The organism is Streptomyces platensis (assembly GCF_008704855.1).
GTDB classification, from domain to species: domain Bacteria; phylum Actinomycetota; class Actinomycetes; order Streptomycetales; family Streptomycetaceae; genus Streptomyces; species Streptomyces platensis.
Window position 1 is genome coordinate 7222039 of sequence record NZ_CP023691.1, and the last position, 23377, is coordinate 7245415.

The 23377-nt window shown below is 72.1% G+C and carries 18 protein-coding genes and 1 tRNA gene; 8 read left to right on the forward strand and 11 right to left on the reverse strand.

The genetic code is table 11. The features are described from left to right. Positions 1-81: 81 nt before the first annotated feature. Positions 82-1152, forward strand: coding sequence for a bile acid:sodium symporter family protein (locus tag CP981_RS31940; protein WP_085922621.1), 1071 nt, complete (start codon positions 82-84; stop codon positions 1150-1152). Between the two features lie 79 nt (positions 1153-1231). Here the strand turns inward: CP981_RS31940 and CP981_RS31945 are convergent, their stop codons facing one another. Together CP981_RS31945 and CP981_RS31950 are read right to left on the reverse strand one after the other, a co-directional pair. Further along, positions 1232-3178, reverse strand: a complete 1947-nt coding sequence (locus CP981_RS31945; RefSeq protein ID WP_085922620.1) for a sialidase family protein — start codon at positions 3176-3178, stop codon at positions 1232-1234. Positions 3179-3436: 258 nt separating this feature from the next. Beyond that, positions 3437-4378: a quinone oxidoreductase family protein gene (locus tag CP981_RS31950; protein WP_085922774.1), complete on the reverse strand. Its 942-nt coding sequence runs from the start codon at positions 4376-4378 to the stop codon at positions 3437-3439. Positions 4379-4513: 135 nt separating this feature from the next. On the opposite strand from CP981_RS31950, the gene CP981_RS31955 reads away from it, so the two are divergent. After that, complete coding sequence (locus CP981_RS31955) at positions 4514-4957, forward strand: MarR family winged helix-turn-helix transcriptional regulator (protein WP_085922619.1); 444 nt, start codon at positions 4514-4516, stop codon at positions 4955-4957. Positions 4958-4968: 11 nt separating this feature from the next. Here the strand turns inward: CP981_RS31955 and fdhD are convergent, their stop codons facing one another. Further along, a complete protein-coding gene (gene fdhD / locus CP981_RS31960) occupies positions 4969-5865 on the reverse strand; it encodes a formate dehydrogenase accessory sulfurtransferase FdhD (RefSeq protein WP_085922618.1) in 897 nt (298 codons plus the stop codon). Between the two features lie 319 nt (positions 5866-6184). Beyond that, a complete protein-coding gene (locus CP981_RS31965) occupies positions 6185-7492 on the reverse strand; it encodes an FAD-dependent monooxygenase (protein ID WP_085922773.1) in 1308 nt (435 codons plus the stop codon). A 479-nt stretch (positions 7493-7971) separates the two neighbouring features. Here CP981_RS31965 and CP981_RS31970 point away from each other — a divergent pair, with 479 nt between their 5' ends. Both CP981_RS31970 and CP981_RS31975 read left to right on the forward strand, forming a co-directional pair. Further along, complete coding sequence (locus tag CP981_RS31970; RefSeq protein ID WP_085922772.1) at positions 7972-8361, forward strand: chorismate mutase; 390 nt, start codon at positions 7972-7974, stop codon at positions 8359-8361. Between the two features lie 406 nt (positions 8362-8767). Continuing rightward, the gene (locus tag CP981_RS31975) at positions 8768-10357 is read left to right on the forward strand and encodes an aldehyde dehydrogenase family protein (protein WP_085922617.1); all 1590 of its coding nucleotides are present in this window, start codon (positions 8768-8770) and stop codon (positions 10355-10357) included. A gap of 19 nt (positions 10358-10376) precedes the next feature. On the opposite strand, the gene CP981_RS31980 is transcribed toward CP981_RS31975, so the two are convergent. Beyond that, complete coding sequence (locus CP981_RS31980; RefSeq protein ID WP_085922616.1) at positions 10377-11711, reverse strand: DUF2254 domain-containing protein; 1335 nt, start codon at positions 11709-11711, stop codon at positions 10377-10379. A 105-nt stretch (positions 11712-11816) separates the two neighbouring features. Here CP981_RS31980 and CP981_RS31985 point away from each other — a divergent pair. After that, positions 11817-11904 (forward strand) — tRNA-Leu (locus tag CP981_RS31985). A gap of 298 nt (positions 11905-12202) precedes the next feature. On the opposite strand, the gene CP981_RS31990 is transcribed toward CP981_RS31985, so the two are convergent. The 3 genes from CP981_RS31990 to CP981_RS32000 are packed head-to-tail and all read right to left on the reverse strand — an operon-like array spanning position 12203 to position 16821. Next, the gene (locus CP981_RS31990; protein ID WP_085922615.1) at positions 12203-13765 is read right to left on the reverse strand and encodes a GMC family oxidoreductase; all 1563 of its coding nucleotides are present in this window, start codon (positions 13763-13765) and stop codon (positions 12203-12205) included. A 15-nt stretch (positions 13766-13780) separates the two neighbouring features. After that, complete coding sequence (locus CP981_RS31995; RefSeq protein WP_425282179.1) at positions 13781-15364, reverse strand: APC family permease; 1584 nt, start codon at positions 15362-15364, stop codon at positions 13781-13783. Beyond that, positions 15352-16821: an aldehyde dehydrogenase family protein gene (locus CP981_RS32000; protein WP_085922613.1), complete on the reverse strand. Its 1470-nt coding sequence runs from the start codon at positions 16819-16821 to the stop codon at positions 15352-15354. Before CP981_RS32000 ends, CP981_RS31995 begins: the two co-directional genes overlap by 13 nt. A gap of 225 nt (positions 16822-17046) precedes the next feature. Between CP981_RS32000 and CP981_RS32005 the strand changes: the two genes are divergently transcribed. Next, a complete protein-coding gene (locus tag CP981_RS32005) occupies positions 17047-17544 on the forward strand; it encodes a DUF6314 family protein (protein WP_085922612.1) in 498 nt (165 codons plus the stop codon). Between the two features lie 101 nt (positions 17545-17645). Here the strand turns inward: CP981_RS32005 and CP981_RS32010 are convergent, their stop codons facing one another. After that, positions 17646-19157, reverse strand: coding sequence for a hypothetical protein (locus CP981_RS32010; RefSeq protein ID WP_085922611.1), 1512 nt, complete (start codon positions 19155-19157; stop codon positions 17646-17648). Between the two features lie 193 nt (positions 19158-19350). Here CP981_RS32010 and CP981_RS32015 point away from each other — a divergent pair, with 193 nt between their 5' ends. Together CP981_RS32015 and CP981_RS32020 are read left to right on the forward strand one after the other, a co-directional pair. Next, positions 19351-20685, forward strand: coding sequence for a helix-turn-helix domain-containing protein (locus CP981_RS32015; RefSeq protein WP_244329878.1), 1335 nt, complete (start codon positions 19351-19353; stop codon positions 20683-20685). A gap of 65 nt (positions 20686-20750) precedes the next feature. After that, positions 20751-21260, forward strand: a complete 510-nt coding sequence (locus tag CP981_RS32020; RefSeq protein ID WP_085922609.1) for a GNAT family N-acetyltransferase — start codon at positions 20751-20753, stop codon at positions 21258-21260. 93 nt (positions 21261-21353) lie between these two features. On the opposite strand, the gene CP981_RS32025 is transcribed toward CP981_RS32020, so the two are convergent. Further along, the gene (locus CP981_RS32025) at positions 21354-22223 is read right to left on the reverse strand and encodes a class I SAM-dependent methyltransferase (protein ID WP_085922608.1); all 870 of its coding nucleotides are present in this window, start codon (positions 22221-22223) and stop codon (positions 21354-21356) included. An 80-nt stretch (positions 22224-22303) separates the two neighbouring features. Then, positions 22304-22951 carry a TetR/AcrR family transcriptional regulator gene (locus tag CP981_RS32030; RefSeq protein WP_085922607.1) on the reverse strand — a complete coding sequence of 216 codons (648 nt, stop codon included), beginning with the start codon at positions 22949-22951 and terminating at the stop codon, positions 22304-22306. Positions 22952-23377: the final 426 nt, after the last annotated feature.

Sequence of the window (23377 nt, forward strand, 5' to 3'; positions counted from 1 at the left end):
ACCGTGCCCCGTGCCGCCGAACGACCGAAGCCGGCCCACCGTGCCCCGTGCACCGAGCCGCCGAACGACCGAAGAGAGACCATGCGCCGCCCCCCTCTGTCCAAGCTCCCGTCCCGGCTGCCCGTGGACGGCTACCTCCTGGCGCTGGTGGGCACCGTCGCCCTGGCCGCGCTGCTGCCCGCCCGCGGGGCCGCCGCCTCCGTCGCCGAGGGGGCCGCCACCGGCGCCGTCGCGCTGCTCTTCTTCCTCTACGGCGCCCGGCTCCCGCCCCGCGAGGCGATGGACGGTCTGCGCCACTGGCGGCTCCATCTCACCGTTCTGGCCTGCACCTTCGTGCTCTTCCCGGTGCTCGGCCTGGCCGCCCGCGTGCTGGTTCCCCAGGTCCTGCCGCCCACCCTCTACACCGGCCTGCTGTTCCTGTGCCTGGTGCCGTCCACGATCCAGTCCTCGATCGCCTTCACCTCCCTCGCCCGCGGCAATGTCGCGGCGGCGATCTGCGCCGGCTCGTTCTCCAGCCTCGTCGGCATCGTCCTCACACCCCTGTTGGCGAGCCTGGTACTGCACGGGAACGGCGGCGGCTTCTCCACCGGATCGCTCGTCTCGATCGTCTGCCAGCTCCTGCTGCCGTTCCTCGCCGGGCAGTTGCTGCGGCGGTGGATCGGCGACCGGCTGACCCGGCACAAGAAGGCCCTCGGCCGGGTGGACCGCGGCTCGATCCTGCTCGTCGTCTACGCCGCCTTCAGCGCCGGTGTGGTCCAGGGCATCTGGCACCAGGTCTCCGCGCCGCGGCTGCTGTGCCTGCTGGGGGTGGAGGCCGTGCTGCTCGCGGTGATGCTGTCCGCCACCTGGTACGGCTCGAAGCGGCTCGGCTTCCACCGGGCGGACCGGATCGCGATCACCTTCGCCGGCTCCAAGAAGAGCCTGGCGGCCGGCCTCCCGATGGCCAGCGTCCTGTTCGGCGCCCAGGCCGGCCTCGCGGTGCTGCCCCTGATGGTGTTCCACCAGATGCAGTTGATGGTGTGCGCGGTCCTCGCAAAGCGCTTTGCGGCCACCGCGGGACCGGAGCCGGCGGTGGCGGCGGCGGGCGGCGCCGGGGGAAGCCCGGCGGCGGAGGCCGCGGGGGAGGCGGCGGTGAGCGGGGCGCGGCGGTAGGGCGTCAGGCCGGACCGGCCGCAGGGCCCGCCCGGCGCGTTCACGTCCGGGCAGGCCCTGGCTTCGTCCGCTGTGCTGATCAGTTCTTCGCGGCCCCGCGTACCCGGTCGAGTGGCAGGCCGAGGACCAGCGGGCCGTTCGCCGGGGCGTTCTCGGTGCGTACGCGGGACAGTTCGGCGTCGGTCAGGGCCCGTCGGTAGACGCGTACCTCGTCCAGTGCGCCGGTGAACTGGACGCGGCTGTCGGGCTTCTGGCCGAGGTGTACGCCGAAGACCGAGCCGCGGCTGACCGACCCCGGGACATCGGGGGCGACGGTGGTCTCGCCGCCGTCCACCGTGAGCAGCAGCCGGCCGCCGCTGCGGCGTAGCGCCAGATGGTGCCAACTGCCGTCGTTGTAGGCGGAGTTGGTCACCGCTTGGGCGCCGGCGGCCGGTTGGGCGCCGTCGACGGCCGTGATGCGGGCGACGATCCGGTGATGGGCGGGGTCGCCCGAGATCGCGACCTGCGGGGCCCTGGCGCCCACACCGCCCATCCACAGCAGCGGTTGTTCGCCGGTGGTGGCGGCGTAGCGGAACCACAGGCCGGCGGTGAAGTCGTGGTTCCCCAGGGGCAGGGCGCGGCGGAAGGGGAGGCGTACCGCATCGTCGGTGCCGTCGAAGGAAAGTGCCTGTCCGAAGTGGCCGTCGGTGCCTCGGGCGCCGCCCAGGACGAGCGCCGGCCGGGCGCCGGGGGCGGTGTCGCGGGTCGTGGGGTCCGGGGCGCGGCGGGGGCCGAGCCAGTCCTCGGTGAAGCGGGCGAAGCGGATCTCGTCCCGCGCGTCGACCGCACCGCCCTCGTACAGCAGGCCGGTGACCTCGGGGGAGATGGCGACCAGATCGGAGTAGCCGGACCAGTCGGTGGTGACCCGGGCGCCGCGGTCGACGCCCTCCCAGGTGCGGCCCTCGTCGTAGGAGGAGCGGATGGTCATGGTCCGGCGCCGGTCGGGGTCGGCGGGGGCCGCGAACAGGGTGCGGCCGCGGCCGCTGTGCGGGTGCGGCAGACGGAGCGCCGAACCCTGCACCATCGGGGTGTAGAGGTCGGGGAGGGCGCGGAACGGTGCGGTGAAGGAGTCACCGCCGTCCCGGCTGACCGCCGCGGTGCGATGGCCCAGGTCGCTGCCGTCCTGTTCGCGTCCGTTGACGTAGACCGAACCGTCGGAGCGTTCCAGGAGGGTCATCTCCGAGGGCTTCTGACGGAACGTCCCGTCGGCCGCGACGGGCCAGCTGTCCAGCGCGCCGACCTTCCAGGAGGCACCGCCGTTGTCGCTGTGGATCAGGGCGGCATGGTTGGCGGTGACCCGGTGGTCCGCGTAGCTCTCGGCGTTCATGCTGAACACCAGCCGGCCCGCGTGCCGTCCACGGGTGAGCTGGATGCCGTGCACGGGACCGGTGGCGTACCAGGAGTTCCACTGCGGAGGACGGATGCTGGCGCTCAGGTCACGGGGCGCGGACCAGGTCGCGCCGTCGTCGTCGCTGTACTGGAGGTGCGGGGTGCGATCACAGGGGACATCGCAGCTGAGGCCGTCGGCGCGGCCCTTGTTGTAGGTCTCGGCGAGCACGATCCGGCCGGTGCGGCGGTCCACGATGGGCGCCGGGTTGCCGTGGGTGTCACCGTTGCCGTGGTTGATGACCTGGAGCGGTCCCCAGGTCCGGCCGCCGTCGGTGGAGCGTTTGAGGACGAGGTCGATATCGCCCGCGTCGCCGCAGTCGTGCCGCCGGCCCTCGGCGAAGGCGAGCAGGGTGCCCCGCGGGGACTGTACGACGGCCGGTATACGGAAGCAGTAGTAGCCCGGGTCCTGGGAGGCCTTGAAGAGGATCTGCTGGTCGAAGCCGCCGGCGGGGATGCCCGGTGCACCGTCCGGTGCGGCGTGGACGGGGGTGGCCGGCAGGAGGGCGAGGGCTGTGGCGGTCAGTGCGGCGAGCAGGGCCGCTGCGCGGCGGCGGGGTCTGCTGCGGGGGCTGGGGTGTGCGCGGAGAACTGACGTCATGGTCCGGCCTGCCCTTCGAGGCATCGGCGTCGGGTCATCAGGACATCCCACGTCCTATGTGTGCATCGCGACGGAAGCTACTGCCGCGTGCGGACCGCGACAAGGAGCGTGCGTCGGTTCTCCGTGCCGCAGCCGGAATTCACTCTCCCGGCCCGCAGGCACTGCGCCGGGTGGGCCGGGAGCGCCGACTGCGGTGCGGGGGCCGGGAGTGCCGCGTGGGCCGGGTGCCCCGAATCTGCCGTATGCCCCCGCCGGGCCTCACGGCCGCAGTACCACCTTTCCGAGGTTCGCCCTGGCCTCGATGATCTCGTGCGCCTCGGCGGCCTCGGCCAGCGGCAGTTCGGCATGGACGGCGGCCCGCAGCCGGCCGGAGCCCGCCAGCTCCCACAGCTGTGCCCGGTGTTCCTCGTACAGCTCCCGCTGGACGGTGGAGAAGTGGCGCATCGTCAGCCCGGTGATCGTCTTGGCGCCCGCCAGCAGTTCATACGCCGGGACCGTGCCGCCACCGGAGTTGAAGAAGATCAGCCGGCCGCCGGGGGCCAGCGCGGCCAGGGCGCGCGGCAGCAGCTCGCCGCCGACGCCGTCCAGCACGATGTCGACGGGCGCGCCCCAGGACTCCTGGTCGTACGTCACCACCTCATCGGCCCCCAGCTCGCGGAGGAACTCCGCCTTGGCGGCCGAGCTGACGGCGGCCACCACCCGTGGCACCCCCTGGAGCTTGGCCAGTTGGACGGCGAGATGTCCGGTGCCGCTGGCCGCGCCGGTGATCAGTACGGACTCGGTGCCCTGTGGTGCGGCGGTGCTGAGCGCGGCGAGCGCGACATGCCCGCTGCGCACCAGCGCCACCGCTTCCACGGCGCTCGCCCCGTCCGGTATCCGGCTCGCCAGAAAGGCGGGGGCGAGGGCGAGTTCGGTGTACGAGCCGGTGAGGGTGAGTGAGGTAACGCGGTCGCCGGGGGCGAAGCCGGTGACGTCCGGGCCGAGCGCGACGACCGTACCGGCGATCTCGCCGCCGGGCGTGGCGGGCAGCGGATCGCCGCCGCCGTTGCCGTCGCCGCGCACCCGCCGTACGCACGGCAGCGTGACGCCGATGGCCTCCGTACGGACCAGGAGTTCACCCGGGCCGGGCACCGGCGCCGCCGCCTCCTCGACCCGCAGCACGTCGGGACCACCGTAGGAATGGAATCGGACGCGGCGCATGCGCAGCACCTCCAGGTGTGTCGGCCGGTGAGCACCGGCAGGCTTCATTGGGTGGCCCAACGATATCCATAAACCATGGGGGCTTCCAATGGTTTTTCGTTGGGCTCTCCAATGGGTTCTCGGTACGGTGGTCCCATGGCCGACACTCCCTACGCCCCCAGCCGAATCCGCGCGCTCCCCAGCTGGCTGCTGGGCCGCGCCGCCGCCCGCGGTCACCGCCTGGTCGCCGACGCACTGGCCGCCGAAGGCATGCGGATGATGCATCACGCCGTTCTCTCGGCGGTCGCCGAACTCGGTCCGGTCTCCCAGGCGGAGCTCGGCCGGACGCTGGCCATCGACCCCAAGGACATGGTCGCGATCGTCAACGACCTCCAGCAGGACGGACTGGTGACCCGCACCCCCGACCCCAAGGACCGGCGCAAGAACGCCGTCGAGATCTCCGCCGACGGCCGCCGGCGGCTGCGCCGCACCCAGCAGCTCGGCGACGAGGCCAACGCGGAGCTGACCGCGGCCCTGACCCCCGCCGAACGCGAGCAGCTGATCGCGCTGCTGACCCGGATCGCGCTGCCGGCGGGGTGACGCGCGGCGCCTCAGCCCGTGGTGGCCGCCGCGTCCAGGGCGATCCGGTGCTCACCCGCGTACACGTTCATGGAGCTGCCGCGCAGAAACCCGACCAGGGTCAGCCCGGTCTCGACGGCCAGATCGACGGCGAGCGAGGACGGCGCCGAGACCGCGGCCAGCACGGGAATGCCCGCCATCACCGCCTTCTGCGCCAGCTCGAACGACGCCCGGCCGGAGACCATCAGCACAGCGGAGGACAGCGGCAGCCGCCCCTGTTGCAGCGCCCGTCCGACGATCTTGTCGACGGCGTTGTGCCGCCCCACGTCCTCCCGGATGTCGAGCAGCTCACCGTCCGCCGTGAACAGCGCCGCGGCATGCAGGCCCCCCGTCCGCTCGAACACCCGCTGGGCCGCCCGCAGCCGGTCAGGGAGGGCGCTGAGCGTCTCCGGGGCGATCCGGACCGGGGTGTCGGGGGAGGTGTCCAGGGCCCAGCGGGCCGTGGTGCGCACCGCGTCCAGACTGGCCTTGCCGCACAGCCCGCACGACGAGGTCGTATAGACGTTGCGCTCCAGGCTGATGTCCGGGACCGGAACCCCGTCCGCGAGCCGGACATCGACCACGTTGTAGCTGTTGCTCCCGCCCCCGCCCCCGCTCTCCGCTTCCTCCGGGCCGGCGGTGCCCCCGCTGGTGGCCCCCGCGCAGTAGACGATGTTCGCCAGTTCGTCGGCGCTCGCCAGGACGCCCTCGCTGACGAGGAAGCCGGCGGCGAGCGCGAAGTCGTCACCGGGGGTGCGCATGGTGATCGCCAGCGGCTTGCCGCCGACCCGGATCTCCATCGGCTCCTCGGCGACGAGGGTGTCCGGGCGGGTGCTCACGGCACCGTCGCGGATGCGGATGACGCGGCGTCGCTCGGTGACCCGTCCCATGTCTGATCAGTCCCGTCCGCACCGGTCCGGCCTGGTCCCGGTGCTGTGTGTGCCGAGGGCCGGACCGGCCCCTGATGCGGATCGCCGTGGCCACCGGTGCCGTGCGGGCGAGGTGACCTTGACGTTCGCATTCTCCTGCACCTGGCGGGTGCGGTGGTGCGCCGCGTAGGGGCCGGTACGCGCCGTAGTCGCGCAGGTGCGGATCGCTTCCGGGGCGGGCCTTCTCGGCCGTACGTGCCGCGCGCCCCTGGTGAATCCGCGGCCCGTCGGCGGCCGTCGCCGGGCCCGCGCGGCATGGCCCCCTCGTGCTGACGTAGCGTCAGCTCTTCAGCTCGCGGCCGCCGAACGCGCCCGAGCCATCGGCCGTGGCCCAGGCGGCCGCCACCCCGGCCTGGTCCAGCGTCCGCCAGTCCGGGGCGTCCTGCACCAGGAGCCGGCCCAGCCGCCGTCCCAGCTCGACCATCACCCGGCCGGTCCGCCCGCGCTCGGTGCCGTACGCGTCCAGCGCATCCGGCCGCTCCGGTACGGCGCGCAGTGCGGCCTCCAGGGCGGCGGCGTCCTGGAGCGCCTTCACCGCGCCGCCGCCTGTGTGCGGGCGGGCGACGGTGGCCGCATCGCCCGCGAGCAGCAGCCGGCCGGCGGTGTAGCGCGGCGCCGTGAAGTCGTACATGGGCTGGATGAAGCAGTCTTCACGTGGCGTCAGCCGGATCAGTCCGCCCCAGTACGGCGGCAGCAACTCGCTTGCCACATGGGTGAGATGGCGGTGCAGAGCGTCGGTGAGGCTGCCGGGCGGCAGGCTGGTGGGGGAGGCCGACGCCAGGTCGAGGCCGGCCGGCGGGGCGGTGTACAGGACCCAGTTGGCGCGGTGGCCGCCGTGGCCGTCCGGGATGCGGTAGATGATGACGTGGCCGCCAGGGAAGACCACGTAGATGCAGTCCTCCACCGCCCAGGGAGTGGCCGGCAGGCCGGGGAGGTCGAGCTCCGCCAGCCGCTCGGCCGGGACGGCGCCGCGCCAGGCCAGATAGCCGGCGTAGTCGGGCCGTACCTCGGGAAACGCGGCGGCACGGACCGTCGAGCGATAACCGTCCGCACCGATGACCAGGTCGAAACGCTCCGTACGGCGGCCATCGGGGCCCCGTACGCCGTCGCTCGTGCCGCTGCCCCCGCTGCCGCCGTCCTCGCCGTCGTCGAGCCGCAGGGTGGCGCCGTCCGCGGCATCGCTGACCCCGGCCACCCGTACGCCCGACCGGAAGACGGTGTCCTCCGGCAGCCGCCGCCGTAACTCCCGCCAGAGCGGCCCCCAGCAGTACGAGCGGAACGGGAAGGGCAGGACGGCGAGCCGGCGGCCGAGGGGTGCGGTGCCGTCGCGGAGGTACCAGCGGCGGGTGGTCAGCTGCACCCACGGCATCGCGGTGTCCAGGTAGCCGGCGGCCGCGAGTTCGGCATAACGGGCGTTGTGCACCGCCAGGCCGACGCCGCGGTCCTCTAGGCGCCCGGTGGTGCGCTCAAGGACGGTGATCCGGCCCGCGCCCGCGCGATGCGCGGCCAGTGCCGTGGCGCAACCGGCGATACTGCCGCCCACGACGGCGACCTCGGCCCCTGCGATCCGGATGTGATCCGTGTTCATACGGTGCGTGCCCCCTGCACTGTCCGGCGGCCGGTGGTCGGTCGGCTCGCTGCGGTCGACGGGGCACATTCTCACAGGAGTTGTCCCTGGCCGGACAGGATGCGTGCGGGCGGGGCGACGGGTCGCCCCCCGGACGGCAGGGCAGGAAAGAACAGTGCGAATCAAGGGAAGACGGAGGGATGGCCGGGCCGCGGTGTGGGTAGGTGCTTGAGCCGGGGGCGGATTCAGCGCCCCGCATCCGGGGGGCGGCCCTTGCCGCGGCCCCGCGCGAATCGGCCCGGTGGCGGGATCTGTGGGGGATCCCGCTACCGGGCGTGGCGCAGGCACCGACCGCCCCGATTCCGGCCATTCGGTCCGATCCGCGAGACCAGCCCAGGTCACCGGCCTTCATCCGGGTAATGTGCAGCCGATCAGGCATGACGTACCCGAAGCAGGACACCGCACCGGGCACCGGACCGACCATGAATGGCGAGACGCACATGAGCGAAGGGACCGCACCGGCGGCCGGCGAAGCGGCCTCCGTTGCCGACGAAGCGGCGCGTGAGCGGCTGCTCTACCTGCGCGGCAGTATCGACAACCTCGACGCCGCCCTGGTGCATCTGCTCGCCGAGCGCTTCAAGTGCACCCAGCAGGTCGGCGAGCTCAAGGCCCGGCACAGCCTGCCGCCCGCCGACCCGGCCCGGGAGGCCGCGCAGATCGAGCGGCTGCGCCGGCTGGCCGAGGACGCCAAGCTGGACCCGGCCTTCGCCGAGAAGTTCCTCACCTTCATCATCGGCGAGGTAGTCCGCCACCACCGGGCGATCGCCGACCGTACGCACGAAGAGGCGACGGCGGAAGCGGCGGGACAGGCCGGACCCGCCGCGGGCTGAGCCCCGGACGTCCGACGGAGGGCATGGGACCGCCCGCGCGGTGACGATCCGCGTGGGCGCCCTCGTCTGCCGTGCGGCGCGCAAGGGACTGGCCACGAAGATCGTGGCTCCCGGTGGAGAAGGCCGTGGCTCCCCCGCCGCGAAGCGCCCCCAGAGGGCCCTCGATGGCCGCCTCGGGCGCGCCCCGCCCGAAGAATGGCGCAGCTACTTCTTGACCGTCCGGCCCCACGGTCGCCTCACCCAGGTGGCCTCGCCGCCCCCGCCGAGTGACACTCGCCATACCTGACGCCGGACCGTCCCGCAGTGTCGCCGCGCCCACTACCGTCCAGTAATACGGCTCCTCCGGGAGCCGACCGAGCGCCACCACCCTGCCCCTCCGGCCGTGCACCGAGAGCGGAGACACATGATGGCCACCACCCCCGCATCCCCCGCCGATCCGGCGCGGAGCGACCGCCCCGCCCCGACGCTCATACTCAAGCCCGGTACGTCCTGGCAGGACGCCTGGCAGCGCAGTCTGGCCGTGGCACCCGAGGCGTTCCGCGACGACCAGGCTCTCAACCTCTGGGGCGCCGCCTGGCATCCGGACGGCCACCCGCTGCCCGCCACCAGCCCCGTCGACGGCAGCCCGGTCGCCGGCCCGCCCCGACTCGACGCGGACGCCGCGCTGCACGCCGTACGCGCCTCCCTCGACCAGCACCGGGCCTGGCGCCAGGTCCCGTTGGCCGAACGCAAGGCCCGGATCTCCGCCACCCTCGACGCGCTGACGGAGCACCGCGAACTGCTCGCGCTGCTCCTGGTCTGGGAGATCGGCAAGCCCTGGAAGCTCGCGCAGGCGGACGTCGACCGGGCCATCGACGGGGTCCGCTGGTACGTCGACGAGATCGACCGGATGCTCGTCGACCGCACCCCGCTGCCCGGCCCGGTCAGCAACATCGCCAGCTGGAACTACCCGATGTCGGTCCTGATCCACGCGATGCTGGTGCAGGCGCTGGCCGGGAACGCGGTGATCGCCAAGACCCCCACCGACGGCGGTCTGGTGTGTCTCACCCTCGCCTGTGCGCTGGCCACCCGGGAGGGCGTCCCGGCCACCCTCGTCAGCGGCAGCGGCAAGGAGCTCTCGCCCTCGCTCGTCCGCTCGCCCGAGATCGGCTGTGTCTCGTTCGTCGGCGGCCGGGACACCGGCGCCCGGGTCGCCACCGCCGTCGCCGACCTCGGCAAACGCCATGTCCTCGAACAAGAGGGCCTCAACACCTGGGGCATCTGGAATTTCACCGACTGGCCGGCCCTGACGCCGCTGCTCCGCAAGACCTTCGACTACGCCAAGCAGCGCTGCACCGCCTACCCCCGTTTCGTCGTCCAGCGTGAGGCCTTCGCCGACTTCCTCGCCGCCTACCTCCCGGCCGTCCGCAGCGTCCGCTTCGGCCACCCCCTGGCCGTCGCCGACCCCGCCGATCCGCTCCCCGAACTCGACTTCGGCCCGCTGATCAACGCCGCCAAGGCCAAGGAGCTCGCCGACCTCACCAACGAGGCGATCTCCCGGGGCGCGGTCCCCCTGCACCGCGGCAGCCTGGCGGACGGTCACTTCCTGCCGTCCCAGGACACCTCGGCCTACCTCCCGCCCACCACGCTGCTGGCCCCGCCCCCGTCCTCCCCGCTCCACCACGCCGAGCCCTTCGGACCGGTCGACACCCTCGTCCTCGTCGACACCGAGGCGGAACTCCTCGCCGCCATGAATGCCAGCAACGGCGCCCTGGTGGCCAGCCTGTCCTGTGACGACCAGGAGACCTACGACCGCCTGGCACCGCAGATCCGCGCCTTCAAGGTCGGCCACGGCAAGCCGCGTTCCCGGGGTGACCGCGATGAGCTCTTCGGCGGCTTCGGCAATTCCTGGAGCGGTGCCTTCGTCGGCGGTGAACTCCTCGTCCGCGCGGTCACCGAGGGCCCGGAGTCCGAACGTCTGCCGGGCAACTTCCCCGACTACCACCTGATGCCGTAGCCGGCGCCCCGGACCGGCGTCAGCCGATTCCCTGCCGGTCGGGGGACGAGGCGAACCGCCGGTCCGGGGCAGCCGGTACCGCGCGCTCCACCGCCTGGAGCAGGAGCGTGCGGTGCCGCACCAGCGGCTCCCGCCGTGGTTCCGGTGCGAGCCGCAGCAGATCGTCGATCCCGGCCAGCATCCGCCGGGTGACCTGCGGACTGTGCGGCGCGGCCGCCCGGATCTCGGTCAGCCCCAGGTCCACCAGATCGGCCCAGGCCGGTACGTTCTGCACCAGCCGCACCGCACCCCGGCGGTCCCGGTGGTGCACCGCCCCGAGCGGCCGCCCCACCACCGCCGCGAGAATCTGCACGATCCGGTCCAGGCACTGCACGGCCGTGGTCGGATCGTTCACCGCGGGCGACAGTGCCCGCAGCGCGATGTCCGACAGCTGCCGCAGCCCGAGCCCGAGATCCTGGTGGAAGGTCCGCTCCACCCCTACCGACACCGTGCGCCGCAACGCCCACCGGGGCGGCACCGTCTCGCCGTGCACCGCCAGCACCGGCGTCCCCGGCAGCACGAAATCCCCGATCCGCGGCAGCAGCCGCAGCACGACCCCCTGCCGCCGCGCCACCCGCACCAGCCGCGCCACATGCACATCCCGTACGACCCCGGCCCGGCCGGTGTGCGCGACCCGCCCCGTCTCGGCCGCCAGGGAGCCGCCGTCCTCCGAGCCCTCCTTGCCCGTGCCCTGCCGCGCCAGCATCCGCAGCGTCTCCCGGGTGATCCGGTCGACCACCGGCCCCACCTGCATCAGCCGCAGCGTGGCCGACACATATGCGATGAACAGCACCAGACTGAGCACCACGAGGGCCATCGTCAGCAGGCTCTGCACTACGGGCACCGAGGTGACCTGGCGGATGTCGGTCTCACTCTCGTACGAGGTGAGCACCAGCAGCGAGAACAGGAAGGTCGCCAGGAAGACGCTGAGCGTGATCTTGCTGATCCGGCTCCGGATGAAGATCCGCACCACCCGCGGGGTGAGCTGACCGCTGGCCATCTGCACCGCGACCAGCGAAATGCTGAAGACCACCCCGATGAAGGTCATCATCGCCGAGCTGATCGTCGTCACGATCGTCCTGGTGTCCTCGGCGATCGAGACCAGTTCCCGCAGCGCCGCGTACGCCTTCTCCCGCTGGAGCAGCGCGACGATCTCAAGATCGAGCGTCGACGCCCCCCACCACAGCAGCCCGGCACACACCAGCCCCGCCGACGGCGCGAACCAGAAGGTGTCCCGCAGATGCTCCCGTAGCGGCGACAGCGCACGTGGCCTGCGGGGACCAGTGATCTGCGCGACTTGTCCCTCATTGCCCATAAAACGAGGTTATGTGGGCAGCGGATATGCAGGTGAAGGGCACTCCGAAAGCTTGGTATTGTTGTCCATGTCGCCGCGGGGAACGCCCCGTGAAGATCACACCTAGTCCGGGTGGCGGAATGGCAGACGCGCTAGCTTGAGGTGCTAGTGCCCTTTATCGGGCGTGGGGGTTCAAGTCCCCCCTCGGACACCAACGAAAACCCCTGCTGAGCAGGGGTTTTCTGCATTTCCGGGGAGCGGGGCAAGAGATGTCCAAATTGCCTGTTCCATACCCTTTGTTTGGGAGTATCCTGAAGACCGGCCTACGGGGCGAGCGAGGGAGTTCGACCGGACTGGCCTCGGGGAAGGGAGCTCTGGCTCTCGCCGAGGACAAGAGGAAAGGTCGGGCTGAGAGGCTGAAAGGTCGTAAGACCGGACGGCGACCCCCAAGCACCTGATCCGGACAATGCCGGCGAAGGGAGCCCACCTCGTAGGTCTTTTGTGTGCCCCGGTCATGCGCTCCGCATCAGGTCCGCGCACTTCTCCCCGATCATCATCGTCGTGATGCACGGATTCACGGCCGGCAGGAACGGCATCACCGAACCGTCGGCCACCCGCAGACCCGTGACGCCCTTGACCCGCAGCTGGGGGTCGAGCGGGGTGGCCTGGTCGTCGGTGGCGCCCATCCGGACCGTGCAGGCGGGGTGGTAGACGGTGTTGTGGGTGGTGCGGATGTAGTCGAGGAGCTCGGCGTCGGAGCGGGCGGAGGGGCCCGGGGCGAGTTCGGTGCCCGCCCAGTCGGCCATCGCGGGCTGGGCGACGATCTCCCGGGCGAGCCGGAGCCCGTGGGTCATGACGCGGATGTCGTGCTCGTCGGTGAAGTAGCGCGGGTCGACCTTGGGCTTGTCACGGAAGTCGCGGGTGCGCAGCCGTACGGTGCCCAGGGAGCGGGCGCGGGTGACGTTCGGGGTGAGGCAGAAGGCGTTCTCCGAGGTGGGGTAGCCGCGGCGGTAGGTGTTCATGTCGAAGGGCACCTGGCCGTAGTGGAACATCAGGTCCGGGCGGTCCAGACCCGGCTCCGTGTCGGCGAAGATGCCGATCTCCCACCACTGGGTGGAGGAGCGGACCATGGGCTGCTTGGCGTCCCACATGATCACGCCCTCCGGGTGGTCCTGGAGGTTGGAGCCGACGCCGGGGGAGTCCACGATCGGCTCGATGCCGGTGGCGCGCAGATGGGTGGCCGGGCCGATGCCGGAGAGCATCAGGAGCTTGGGGGAGTCGATGGAGCCGCAGGAGACGACGGTCTCGCGGCGGGCGTTGACGGTGCGGGTGTGGATCAGGTCGGGGGCGAGGTAGTCCACGCCGGTGCAGTGCCGTGCGGAGTCGAAGTTCAGGCGCCTGGCCTGGAGGCCGGTGCGTACGTCGAGGTTCTTGCGGGTGCCCATGACGGGGTGCAGATAGGACACCGAGGCCGAGGAACGGGTGCCGTCGGGGCGGCAGTTGATCTGGAACCAGTTGGCTCCCCGGATGACGGTCTTGCCGGTGTTGAAGGCGGCGGTCGGAATGCCGGCCGCCGTGCAGGCCTCCAGGAGGGCCACTCCGCACGGGTCATGGGGCGGGACGGTGCGCAGGACGACCGGGCCGTCGTGGCCGTGGTGGTCTCCCGGGCCGTCGTTGTTCTCCAGCCGTTGGAAGAGCGGGAAGCAGTCGGCCGCGCTCCAGCCCGTACAGCCCATCGCGGCCCACTCGTCGAGATCCTCGGCCGGGGTCCAGAAGGCGATACAGGAGTTGTGCGAGGAGCAGCCGCCCAACACCTTGGCGCGGGCGTGCCGCAGGAAGCTGTTGCCGTTCTCCTGCGGCTCGACCGGATAGTCCCAGTCGTAGCCGGACTCCAGCAGCCCCATCCAGCGGTCCAGGCGCAGCACGTTCTCGTCGCCGACATCGGACGGGCCGGCCTCCAGCAGGCAGACGGTGACCGCCGGATCCTCGCTGAGCCGGGCCGCCACGACGGCGCCGGCCGTGCCGCCGCCGACCACGACATAGTCGAACTCGTCCACAGGAGCCTCTTGGGACATCGTGCCGTCTCCAGATCAGGGGGTGGGGTTGCCGGTGTCGCCCGGGGTGCCGCGGTCCGGGTGGACGGCGGCGTGCATGGCGAGGACGCCCGTCTTCTTGCGCTGGACGAACCAGTAGTAGGCGAAGCCGCCGAGCGCCACGACGCCGATGAACAGGAAGGCGCCCCAGCGCAGATACCAGTGCTGCGGGCCGGTCGCGTTGTAGACCGCGGCGCGCGGCCAGGCGAGGTTCAGGGACATCGCGATGCCCCAGCACACCGCCAGGATGTTCACCGGGATGCCGAATTTGCCGAGCGAGAACTTGCCCTTGGCCGGGGTCCAGTTGCCGCGCAGCCGCTGGATCAGCATCGGCAGGGTGACCGACAGATAGGCCAGATAGATCATGATGATCGCGATACTGGTGATCACCGAGAAGATCTGCGGCTGGTTGACGTTGATGACGAGGATGCCGATCGCCACCAGACCGATGATGACGGCCGGCAGCACCGGCGTCTGGAAACGCGGGCTGACCTTGGCGAGCAGGGAGGCGGCCGGGAGGTTGTTGTCCCGGGCCATCGCGAACGCGAGGCGGATGCCGGCGGTGTGCACCGCCAGTTCGCACACGGTGATCGCGATGACCACACACCAGAGCACGATCTGCCCGATGGTCGAGCCGAGCGTGGAGAGCACCACGTACTGGAGGCCGTCCACCTTCAGCTGTTCGGCCTGGAGATCGGGCACGGACATCAGGGCGAACAGCAGGATCAGACCACCGATGAGGAAGGACGCGATCAGCGCCCGGAGGATCGCGCGGGGGGCGTTGCGGCCGGGGTCCTTGGACTCCTCGCCGAGTGACGAGGCGGTGTCGAAGCCGTACATGACATAGGCCGAGGCCAGCGACGCGGTCAGGAACGCACCGAAGTAGCCGAGGTTCTCGCCCGCGCCCAGACCGAAGGTGTCGGTCACGACGTCGGGGCCGCGGGCGACATGCGCCGCGAGCAGCAGGATCAGGACGATGGCGGCGATCAGCTCGATCGCCACGCCCGCGGAGTTGATCCGCGCCATGAGTTTGACGCCGAAGGCGTTGACCAGTGTGGTGAACGCGATCAGCACGGTGCCCAGCAGGACGGCGTTCTCGGCCGCGGACTTCCCGGTGCCGTCGCCGACGAACTGGAACCACGACGAGATCTGCGGCAGCGTCACCTGATAGGCCAGCGCCACCGCGGACAGCGAGACCATGGTCGCGGTCAGCATCATCCAGCCGCCGAGCCAGCCGATGTGCGGACCGCCGAGCTTCTTGGCCCAGTTGTAGACCGAGCCGGCCACCGGATAGCGGGCGGCCAGTTCACAGAAGCACAGCGCCACCATCAGCTGGCCGGCGAAGACCATCGGCCAGGACCACCAGTACGCCGGTCCGCCGTGGGCGATACCGAAGTAGAACAGCTGGAAGGTGCCGGTCAGGATGGAGATATAGCTGATGCCGGCGGCGAAGGTGTGGAAGTTGCCCAGAGTGCGCTTGAGTTCCGGCTTGTAGCCGAGCTCGGTGAGCGAGTCGTCGTCGTGCGAGCCGTCGGCCCGGGTGCCGGGACGGGGGGACTCGGGGCCGGTCACTCGAACCACCTCTGCGGCCGTGGTGCGGTGTTGCGCCAGACGTGCTTGGCCTCCTGGTACTCGGCCAGCCCCGCCGGCCCCAGCTCGCGGCCCACGCCGGACTGCTTCATCCCGCCCCACTCCGCTTGTGGCACATACGGATGGAAGTCGTTGATCCACACCGTGCCCGCGCGCAGCCGTGCGGCGACCCGGTGGGCCCGCTCGCTGTCCTGCGTCCACACCGCCCCGGCCAGACCGTACACCGTGTCGTTGGCGAGCGAGACCGCCTCGTCCTCGTCGCGGAACCGCTCGACGGTCAGCACCGGGCCGAAGCTCTCGTCCCGGACGACGGACATGTCCGGGGTGCACTCGTCCAGCACGGTCGGCAGATAGTAGAAGCCGTTCGACAGCGACGGATCGTCCGGCGGGGAGCCGCCGCAGAGCAGTACGGCACCCTCTTCCAGCCCGGCCGCCACATACGCCTCGACCTTCGCGCGGTGCGCGGCCGAGATCAGCGGGCCGGTACGGGCATGTTCGTCGAACGGTCCGCCGAGCCGGATCCGCTGGGCGCGGGAGACCAGTTCGTCGACGAAGGCATCGTGCAGCTCCTCCTGGACGAGCAGCCGGGCCCCCGCCGAGCAGACCTGCCCGGAGTGCAGAAAGACGGCCATCAGGGCGTAGTCGACGGCGGTGTCGAAATCGGCGTCCGCGAAGACGATGTTCGGGTTCTTGCCGCCCAGCTCCAGCGCGATCTTCTTCACCGTCGGGGCCGCCGCGGCCATGATCCGCCGGCCGGTGAGCAGCCCGCCGGTGAACGACACCATGTCCACCCGCGGGTCCTCGGTCAGCAGTGCGCCCACGGCCGGGCCGGTGCCCAGCACCAGATTGGCGGCGCCGTCGGGCAGCCCGGCCTCGGCCAGCAGCCGCATGAGGTGGACGGCGGTGTGCGGGGTCAGCTCACTGGGCTTCAGGACGAAGGTGTTGCCCGCGACCAGGCAGGGGGCGACCTTCCAGGCGGTCTGGAGCAGCGGGTAGTTCCACGGGGTGATCAGCGCGCAGACGCCGACCGGCTCGTGGCACACCGTGCTGGCGATCTCCGCGGCACCGGCGTCCACCACCCGGTCGGTGCCCCCGGCCGCGCCGAGGTTGCCGAAGTGGCGGAAGCAGTTGGCGATGTCGTCCATGTCGTAGCCGCTCTCGACCAGCCGCTTGCCGGTGTCCAGCGACTCGGCCTTCGCCAGCACGTCCCGGTCGCGCTCCAGCAGCTCGGCGACGCGCAGCACCAGCCGGCCGCGCTCGGCCGCCGGGGTGCGCGGCCAGGACCCGTCGTCGAAGGCCGTGCGGGCGGCGGAGACCGCAGCCGCCGCGTCCTTCGGCCCGCCCTCGTCCACGGTCGCGACCAGCGTGCCGTCCGCGGGGCAGCGGATCTCGCGCACCTGCCCGTCGGCCGCTGCGGTCCACTGACCGCCGATGAACAGCTCCGGCATGCTGGTGCCTCCGGTCTCCGGGCTCGTACGGGGCGGCCGCGGCAGGGTCCGGCCGCCTCGCCGACGGCGTCAGGCCGCCGGTCGGCCCGCCGTGCGGACCTCGGTGACGATCACTGAACCGAGAGTAAGACGGGCGGTGCGGCTCCGCACCGTACGAGGGGCCGGGGGAGCGGTACCGGCCGGGGCCGACGGAGTGACCCGTGCGGCGGACGGGACAATGGACGGATGGGCAGCGAGCTGAGCCGGGAGCGGAAGCCGGGGCGGGAGCAAGAAGGGACGGCCACGGGGCCGCACCCCGTGCCCGATGTCGCGGCCTACCTCTCCGGCCGCTGGAGCATCGAGCGCACTGTGGACGACCTGCGGAACGGCGCCCAGGGCAGCTTCCGCGGCACCGCCGAGTTCCGGCCCGACGCGACGGGCGAGGCGCTGCTGCACCACGAGGAGGGGCAGCTGACGTGGGGCGGGACGGTGCGTCCCGTGAGCCGCACACTGCGCCTGCGGCCCCGTCCGGACGGCACCGCCGCGGTCGACTTCGCCGACGGCCGGCCCTTCCACGACCTCGACCTCAGGACCGGCCGGTGGACCGCCGTCCACCCCTGTGCCGCGGACCGGTACGAGGGGACCTTCACCGCCGTCGGGCCGGACGCATGGCAGCTGGAGTGGCGGGTCGGCGGCCCGGCCAAGGACCAACTGCTGTGCTCGGTGTACCGGCGGCTGGGGTGACGACGGCAGGGTGACCGTGCCGGGTCGGCCGCCGTACACCACGCACGGCGCCCCCGGGGACAGGTGTCCCTGGGGGCGCCGGTAGCCGTTTCGCTGCGGGATCAGGCGGCAGGCAGCTTCCCCCGGCCGAAGAGCTTGCGCTCGTCGTGCAGGGCGAACGGCGTGGTCCGCAGATCGGCGATCTGGATACCGAAGATCTTCAGTTGCAGCATCAGCTCGGTCTTCAGGTCGTAGCCCGCGCTGAGCGCCCACGCCGGGGCGCCGCCATCGGTCGCGCCCGCGGCCCGCCCGGTGAGGTGGACGGACAGCTCACCGCCGACGCCCGCCGTGTCGTACAGGAACACCTCGGCGCGCGCCCCGATACGGGCCGTCGCGGAGGCCGCGCCCTCGACCCGCGGCGCCGCGCCCTTGGTCTGCTGCCGCGCCTCGTGCAGCGGCTTCCAACCATTGCTGCGGTCGTACTTCGCGCCTACCGCGAACGAACCGGAGGTGCGCTGGTCGGCGTCGAGCACGATGCGGCCGTCCGCGTTGAAGCGGTAGGTGAAGGTGACCTCGGTGCTGACCACGACGGGAACCGGGCCCACCCAGAAGACGTGCCGTCCGGTGACCGCCGCGATCGGCACCGCGACCTGTCCGGTGTCCGCGGCGCCCCGCACCTTGCCGTGCACCTGCCAGCCATAGCCGTAGGAGCCGCCGAGGCCGATGGCGGCCCGCTGCGGCAGCAGGTTCAGCCCGCCGCGCTTCTCGTACTGGAAGATCAGCTCGGGCCGGAACGACACCTCGCCGGACAGCCGGGCAGGAGACTTCGGAGTCGCCTGCACGCCCTTGGGCAGCGGCACATTGAGCCCCAGCCGCAGAGTGGTGAGTGCCTTCCGGGCCTCGGGCGGCAGCGTGCTGTCGGAGGAGGCGGGGGACGGGCGCGTACCGGAGGGCACGAGTTGGGTGCGGGCCCCGGCGGAGTCGGACGCCGAGGGGCTCGGGGAGCCGGAGGCGGTGGCGTCCGGGCTGCCGGACGGAGTGCCCGGCTCGCCGGACGGCGTGGCCGTGCCGCCGCTGTCCGCACCGGGGCGCTTCTGGACGGTGACACCCGAGGAGAGCGGCTTGACCGAGATCTCGCCGGGCCGCAACGCCGTGCGCTGGTCCACGTTCTGATCGCCGAGCAGCTCCGAGAGCGTGGCGGGGGCGGTGGTCACCCGGACCTTGCCGTCGTGGGTGCCGGTGACCTTGCGGACCTTGAACAGCGCGCCCGAAGGGGCGTGCCGGTTGGGCGCGGCGGCGACCACATCCCCGGACCGTACGGTCTTGCCGGCGGACGGCTTGAGCTCCGCCTGCTTGCGGTGCGCGTCGTACGACGAGAGCTGTACGGAGACCGAATTGCCGGACGGGCTGGGCGCGTCGGACGGCCTGGCGACCGCGGCCCCGCCTTCCGGGCCGGTGGCCTGGGCATCGTCCGGCACGGCACCGGGCGCCGTCGGCCCGGCGGCCGGCATCCCGGCCGAGGACGTGCGCGGCTTGTCGGGACCCGAGAGGAGCGCGTGGGTGCCGATGGCGGCGGGGACGAGTACGCCGACCGCGGCGGCGGGCACCGCGATACGACGCCAGGAAACAGCCATGGGATTCCTTGATGATGCGGGGGGTGACGGGGAGGAACAGCGGGGCCGGGCGCCGAACGCCGGGACGAGTCCGGACGGCTGGGGAAAGTCGTCCAAGTTCGAACATCTGTAGGGGTTCGGGCGGCTTCCTCGTAGCATGGCGACGAATGATCGCTTTCGCCATGGGGAAAGACACCGAGTCGGGAGGGGACGGGTGGAGACATCCACAACGGTGCCGGAGTCCGCCGCCGCGCTGCACGCCGGAATCGACGCGCTCACCGACGAGGTCATCGACGGCCTGCGGTCCCAACTCCCGTCCTACGCCGCGGTGTCGCCGGACCGGCTCCGGCTGAGGGTGCTGGCGTCGCTGCGCAACGGCCTCTCGATGGTGCAGCGGTGGGCCGAGGAGCGGCGGAGCACGCGAGGCGCCGGCCGCGGCGACGGCCCCGCGTACGGCATCCCGGAGACGCATCTCGACGAGGTGACCTCCCTGGCCCGCTCCTTGCCCGTCGAGGACGTCATCTCGGCCTACCGGATCGGCACGGACATCGTCTGGCGGCGGTTCGGCGAGGAGATGACGGCCCGGGGCGGGACCGCCGAGGACCTGCTCCCGATCGCCGAGACCCTGCGTGCCTGGGTCGACGCCAACACCCTGCGGATCGTGCGCAGCTGCCGGGTCGGCGTCCAGGGGGGCGACCCGACGGCGGAGGGCCGGCATGCGGCCATGGTCCGCGCCCTGCTGCTCGGCGAGGCACGGTGGGACAAGTCCCCCGGTGCCTGGGGCGCCGGGTCCGCCGGGTCCGCCGGTGACGGTCCGGCAGACGGATACCGGCCCGAGGGCCACGCCGATGACGCGGAGGCCGTGGACGGCTCCTACGAACACAGCGCCCTCCGCCTCCCCTTCCGTGCGCGGCTGCCCGACGTCTCCCCGCCCGGCGAACCGGGCGGTGCCCCCGCCGCGGCGGGCCACGCCGGCCCCGGCGACCGCGCGTTCCACCGGACCGTCGCTCTGCTGCGTCCCTGGCTCGCCCTGGACGAGGCGGGACGCCCGCTGGTCACGACCGTGGACGGGGACGTGGCGGGACTGCTGGTCGGGCGCCCGGCCGGGCTGTGCCGCAGCCTGATCCTGGGACTCGGCGCCCCGGCGCCGGCCTCCGGGGTCGCCGCCGAATTCACCCGGGCCACCCAGGCGTTGCGGGCCGCCGCCGGATTCGGGCTGGTCGGCGCGTACACCCGCGAGGAGCTGGGGCTGCGGGCCGCGATCGTGGCGCTGCCGGCCGTCGGGGAACAGCTCGTACGGCTCCGCCTGGCCCCGCTGGACGAACGGGGCGAGGACGGCGTCCAGTTGGCGGAGGCCGCGGCCGCCTACCTACGACAGGGCCTGCGCCTGGACGCTGCCGCGCGGACCCTCTATGTCCACCCCAACACCCTGCGCAACCGCCTGCGGCGCTTCGAGGAGATCACCGGCACCAACCTCCGTGACCCGGCCGATCTGGCCGAGGTCTGGTGGGCGCTGACCCACCGCCGGTTCCACGGGCCGGCGGACTGAGGCGCCTGCCGCAGCTGCCACGAAACAGGAACCGGGCGACGGCCGGGTTGCCTATATTCCTGTTCATGCCCGAGATACAGCTGCTCCGCCCAGGCCACGCCCCCGCGCTGCTCGCCTTCGAGCAGGAGAACCGGGCCTACTTCGCCGCCTCCGTCCCCGACCGAGGCGATGACTACTTCGTCCGCTTCGACGAACGGCACCGTGCCCTGCTCGCCGAACAGGCGGCCGGTGTCTGTTACTTCCACGTCCTGGTCGGCGCCGACGACGAGGTGCTGGGGCGGGTCAACCTCTTGGATGTCGCGGAGGGCGCTGCCGAACTCGGGTACCGGATCGCCGAGCGTGCCACCGGCCGGGGGCTGGCCACCCGGGCCGTACGGAAGCTGTGCGACCTGGCCGCCACCGACTACGGGCTGACCACCCTGCGTGCCGCGACCACACTCGACAACGCGCCGTCACGGGCCGTGCTGGCCCGCTCGGGGTTCACCGTCGTCGGGGAGAGCGAGCTCTGCGGTCGCCCCGGGTTGTCATACCGCCGAAGTCTCACGGAGGCCACCGCTCCGCCCACTGCCGGTTAGGGCATGCCCCGGGCCGTGCTCATCCGGTGGTCCGAAGCTTCGAACCACCGGATGAGCACGGCACATCTCCCGCCACCGGCCGCCGCTACGGCCTCAGTTCTTGACCGCCCGCAGGGCGTACAGCAGCGGAACGATCGGCTCCGACGGCGGCAGGCGCCACCAGCCGTTCTCGCCCGGCACCATCGAGTCGAACCGCTTCCAGGGCAGCAGCTCGGTCTCCCGTACGAGTTGGACGGTCAGCCCCGCGGCGACCACGGCGGAGATGACCTCCCCGAGGCCGTGCCGCCACTCATAGCTCGTGGTGGCTCCCTGCACCGGCGGGCCATCGGTGTAGGTGCACGGCGTATCGCTCCTGAGGGGACCCCGGCCCCCTAAGTAGTCGTTCCGGAGCCGGAGTTCCTGCTGGTCCGGGCCGCCGGCCGGCCCCAGGGAGTCCAGCATCGGATGGAACTCGACCAGATAGAACGTCCCGCCGGGCCGGAGCAGTGAGCTGACGATCCCCGCCCAGGCGGTCAGATCCGGCAGGTAGCACAGCGCCCCCTTGCCGGTGTAGATCACATCGAAGCGCCGTGAACCGAGCGCCTCGGGGGCCCGGTGCACATCCGCCTGGACGAACTCCATGTTCCGGCCGGCCTCCTCGGCGAGCCGCCGCGCCTCCGTGACCGCTGCCGCCGAGAAGTCGAGCCCCACCGTGCGCGCGCCCCGCTCCGCGAAGGCGGCCGTCTCGGTGCCCAGATGGCACTGAAGATGCAGCACGTCCCGCCCGGTCAGCTCGCCGAGATCCGTCCACTCGAAGGGCGCGAACCAGTCCTCGGCGGTACGGGAGCCGTCCAGCCCGTAGAACTCGCTGGCCACATGGATCGGGGTGCGGGCGTCCCAGTTCGCCTGGTTGGCCAGCACCATCTCCTCGGCGGTGGGCGGGATTTCCGGACGGGGCGTCAGCTCACTCTTGTTCATGGTCATCCGTCCCTTCTACCCACCGGGCCGGGGCGCCCACCACTACGGACGGCGAGGCGGCGGGCGCCCCTGGGCCTGTCCGGGGCCTACCCCTCCCCGGCCGGCGTCGTCCAGACCTCCCCGTCGAGGACATTGCGCATCCCCACCCACACCATGTTCATCAGCCGCACGGTGATCCGCTCCGGGTGCTCGTCGGGGTGCAGCACCATCCAGTCGGTGAGCGAGTCCGCCGCCCCGACCAGGGTGTACGCCACGAAGTCGGCCTCGTCCTCGGCACAGGCGGGCCCGGCGCCCTCCGTGCTGCAGGTCCGGACGATCCCGGAGACCTCGGTCAGCACCGCCTGCCGGCTCTGCGCCAGCTCCGCGGCGATCGCCGGGCTCAGCTCCGACGCCTGGCGGTGCAGCACCACCCAGCTGTCCGGGTGATCGGTGACGAAGGTGAAGAACGCCAGCAGCCCCGCCCGCAGCCGCAGCTCGGGGGAGGGCGCGGGGCCCGCGGCGGCCCGGAACGCGGTCACCAGGCGCTCGGTCTCGCGGCGCAGGCAGGCGAGGAACAGTCCTTCCTTGGAGTCGAGGTACAGATAGATCATTGGCTTGGTGATTCCGGCGAGTTCAGCGATCTCGTCGACCGAGGAGGCGTGGTAGCCGCGCTTGGCGAAGACCCCGATCGCCGCGTCGATGATCAGCTGCTCCCGGACCGGCCGGGGGAGGCGTCGCCTGCGTATGTCGCTCATTCGTGCCACCTTACCCCCACCTTACTGGCGAGTAAGTTTACGTGGGCGTCAGCTTGCCGGGGGAGGGCGTCGCGGATCGGCGTCGTGATCGACAGGTGTAAAGCGGGATGACGGTGGTAGGCGATCTCACGCAACGCCCCATTCCGCAACGGCTGTTGCTCGGGTGCCGGCCGAGGCGGAGCGGACGCGGTGGGGCCCGGGTGTGTGTTCCTGGGCCGGGCCCGGACCGCGCGGGGGGCGTGCCCGGCGTCGGGTGTCGCCGGGGATATGGAACGGGCCGCCGCCCGTGAGTGGCGTGGTGGCGGCCCGTACCCCGGCATCGAACGGCCTTTCGGTCCACAGCTCATGAGGCACCGTCATATCGCCAACGCTCATCAGGAACACGGTCGCTCGTCTGCAACAACCGCCCTCCGCTAGGTATGTTGG

Coding starts and splice junctions, on each gene's coding strand:
- CP981_RS32010 (WP_085922611.1), bottom strand. CDS start 19,157: ATGGCTGTTTCCTGGCGTCGTATCGCGGTGCCCGCCGCCGCGGTCGGC.
- CP981_RS32000 (WP_085922613.1), bottom strand. CDS start 16,821: ATGCCGGAGCTGTTCATCGGCGGTCAGTGGACCGCAGCGGCCGACGGG.
- CP981_RS32025 (WP_085922608.1), bottom strand. CDS start 22,223: ATGACCATGAACAAGAGTGAGCTGACGCCCCGTCCGGAAATCCCGCCC.
- CP981_RS31965 (WP_085922773.1), bottom strand. CDS start 7,492: ATGAACACGGATCACATCCGGATCGCAGGGGCCGAGGTCGCCGTCGTG.
- CP981_RS31940 (WP_085922621.1), top strand. CDS start 82: ATGCGCCGCCCCCCTCTGTCCAAGCTCCCGTCCCGGCTGCCCGTGGAC.
- CP981_RS31970 (WP_085922772.1), top strand. CDS start 7,972: ATGAGCGAAGGGACCGCACCGGCGGCCGGCGAAGCGGCCTCCGTTGCC.
- CP981_RS31945 (WP_085922620.1), bottom strand. CDS start 3,178: ATGACGTCAGTTCTCCGCGCACACCCCAGCCCCCGCAGCAGACCCCGC.
- CP981_RS32020 (WP_085922609.1), top strand. CDS start 20,751: ATGCCCGAGATACAGCTGCTCCGCCCAGGCCACGCCCCCGCGCTGCTC.
- CP981_RS31980 (WP_085922616.1), bottom strand. CDS start 11,711: ATGGGCAATGAGGGACAAGTCGCGCAGATCACTGGTCCCCGCAGGCCA.
- CP981_RS32005 (WP_085922612.1), top strand. CDS start 17,047: ATGGGCAGCGAGCTGAGCCGGGAGCGGAAGCCGGGGCGGGAGCAAGAA.
- CP981_RS31950 (WP_085922774.1), bottom strand. CDS start 4,378: ATGCGCCGCGTCCGATTCCATTCCTACGGTGGTCCCGACGTGCTGCGG.
- CP981_RS31975 (WP_085922617.1), top strand. CDS start 8,768: ATGGCCACCACCCCCGCATCCCCCGCCGATCCGGCGCGGAGCGACCGC.
- CP981_RS31955 (WP_085922619.1), top strand. CDS start 4,514: ATGGCCGACACTCCCTACGCCCCCAGCCGAATCCGCGCGCTCCCCAGC.
- CP981_RS32030 (WP_085922607.1), bottom strand. CDS start 22,951: ATGAGCGACATACGCAGGCGACGCCTCCCCCGGCCGGTCCGGGAGCAG.
- fdhD (WP_085922618.1), bottom strand. CDS start 5,865: ATGGGACGGGTCACCGAGCGACGCCGCGTCATCCGCATCCGCGACGGT.
- CP981_RS31990 (WP_085922615.1), bottom strand. CDS start 13,765: ATGTCCCAAGAGGCTCCTGTGGACGAGTTCGACTATGTCGTGGTCGGC.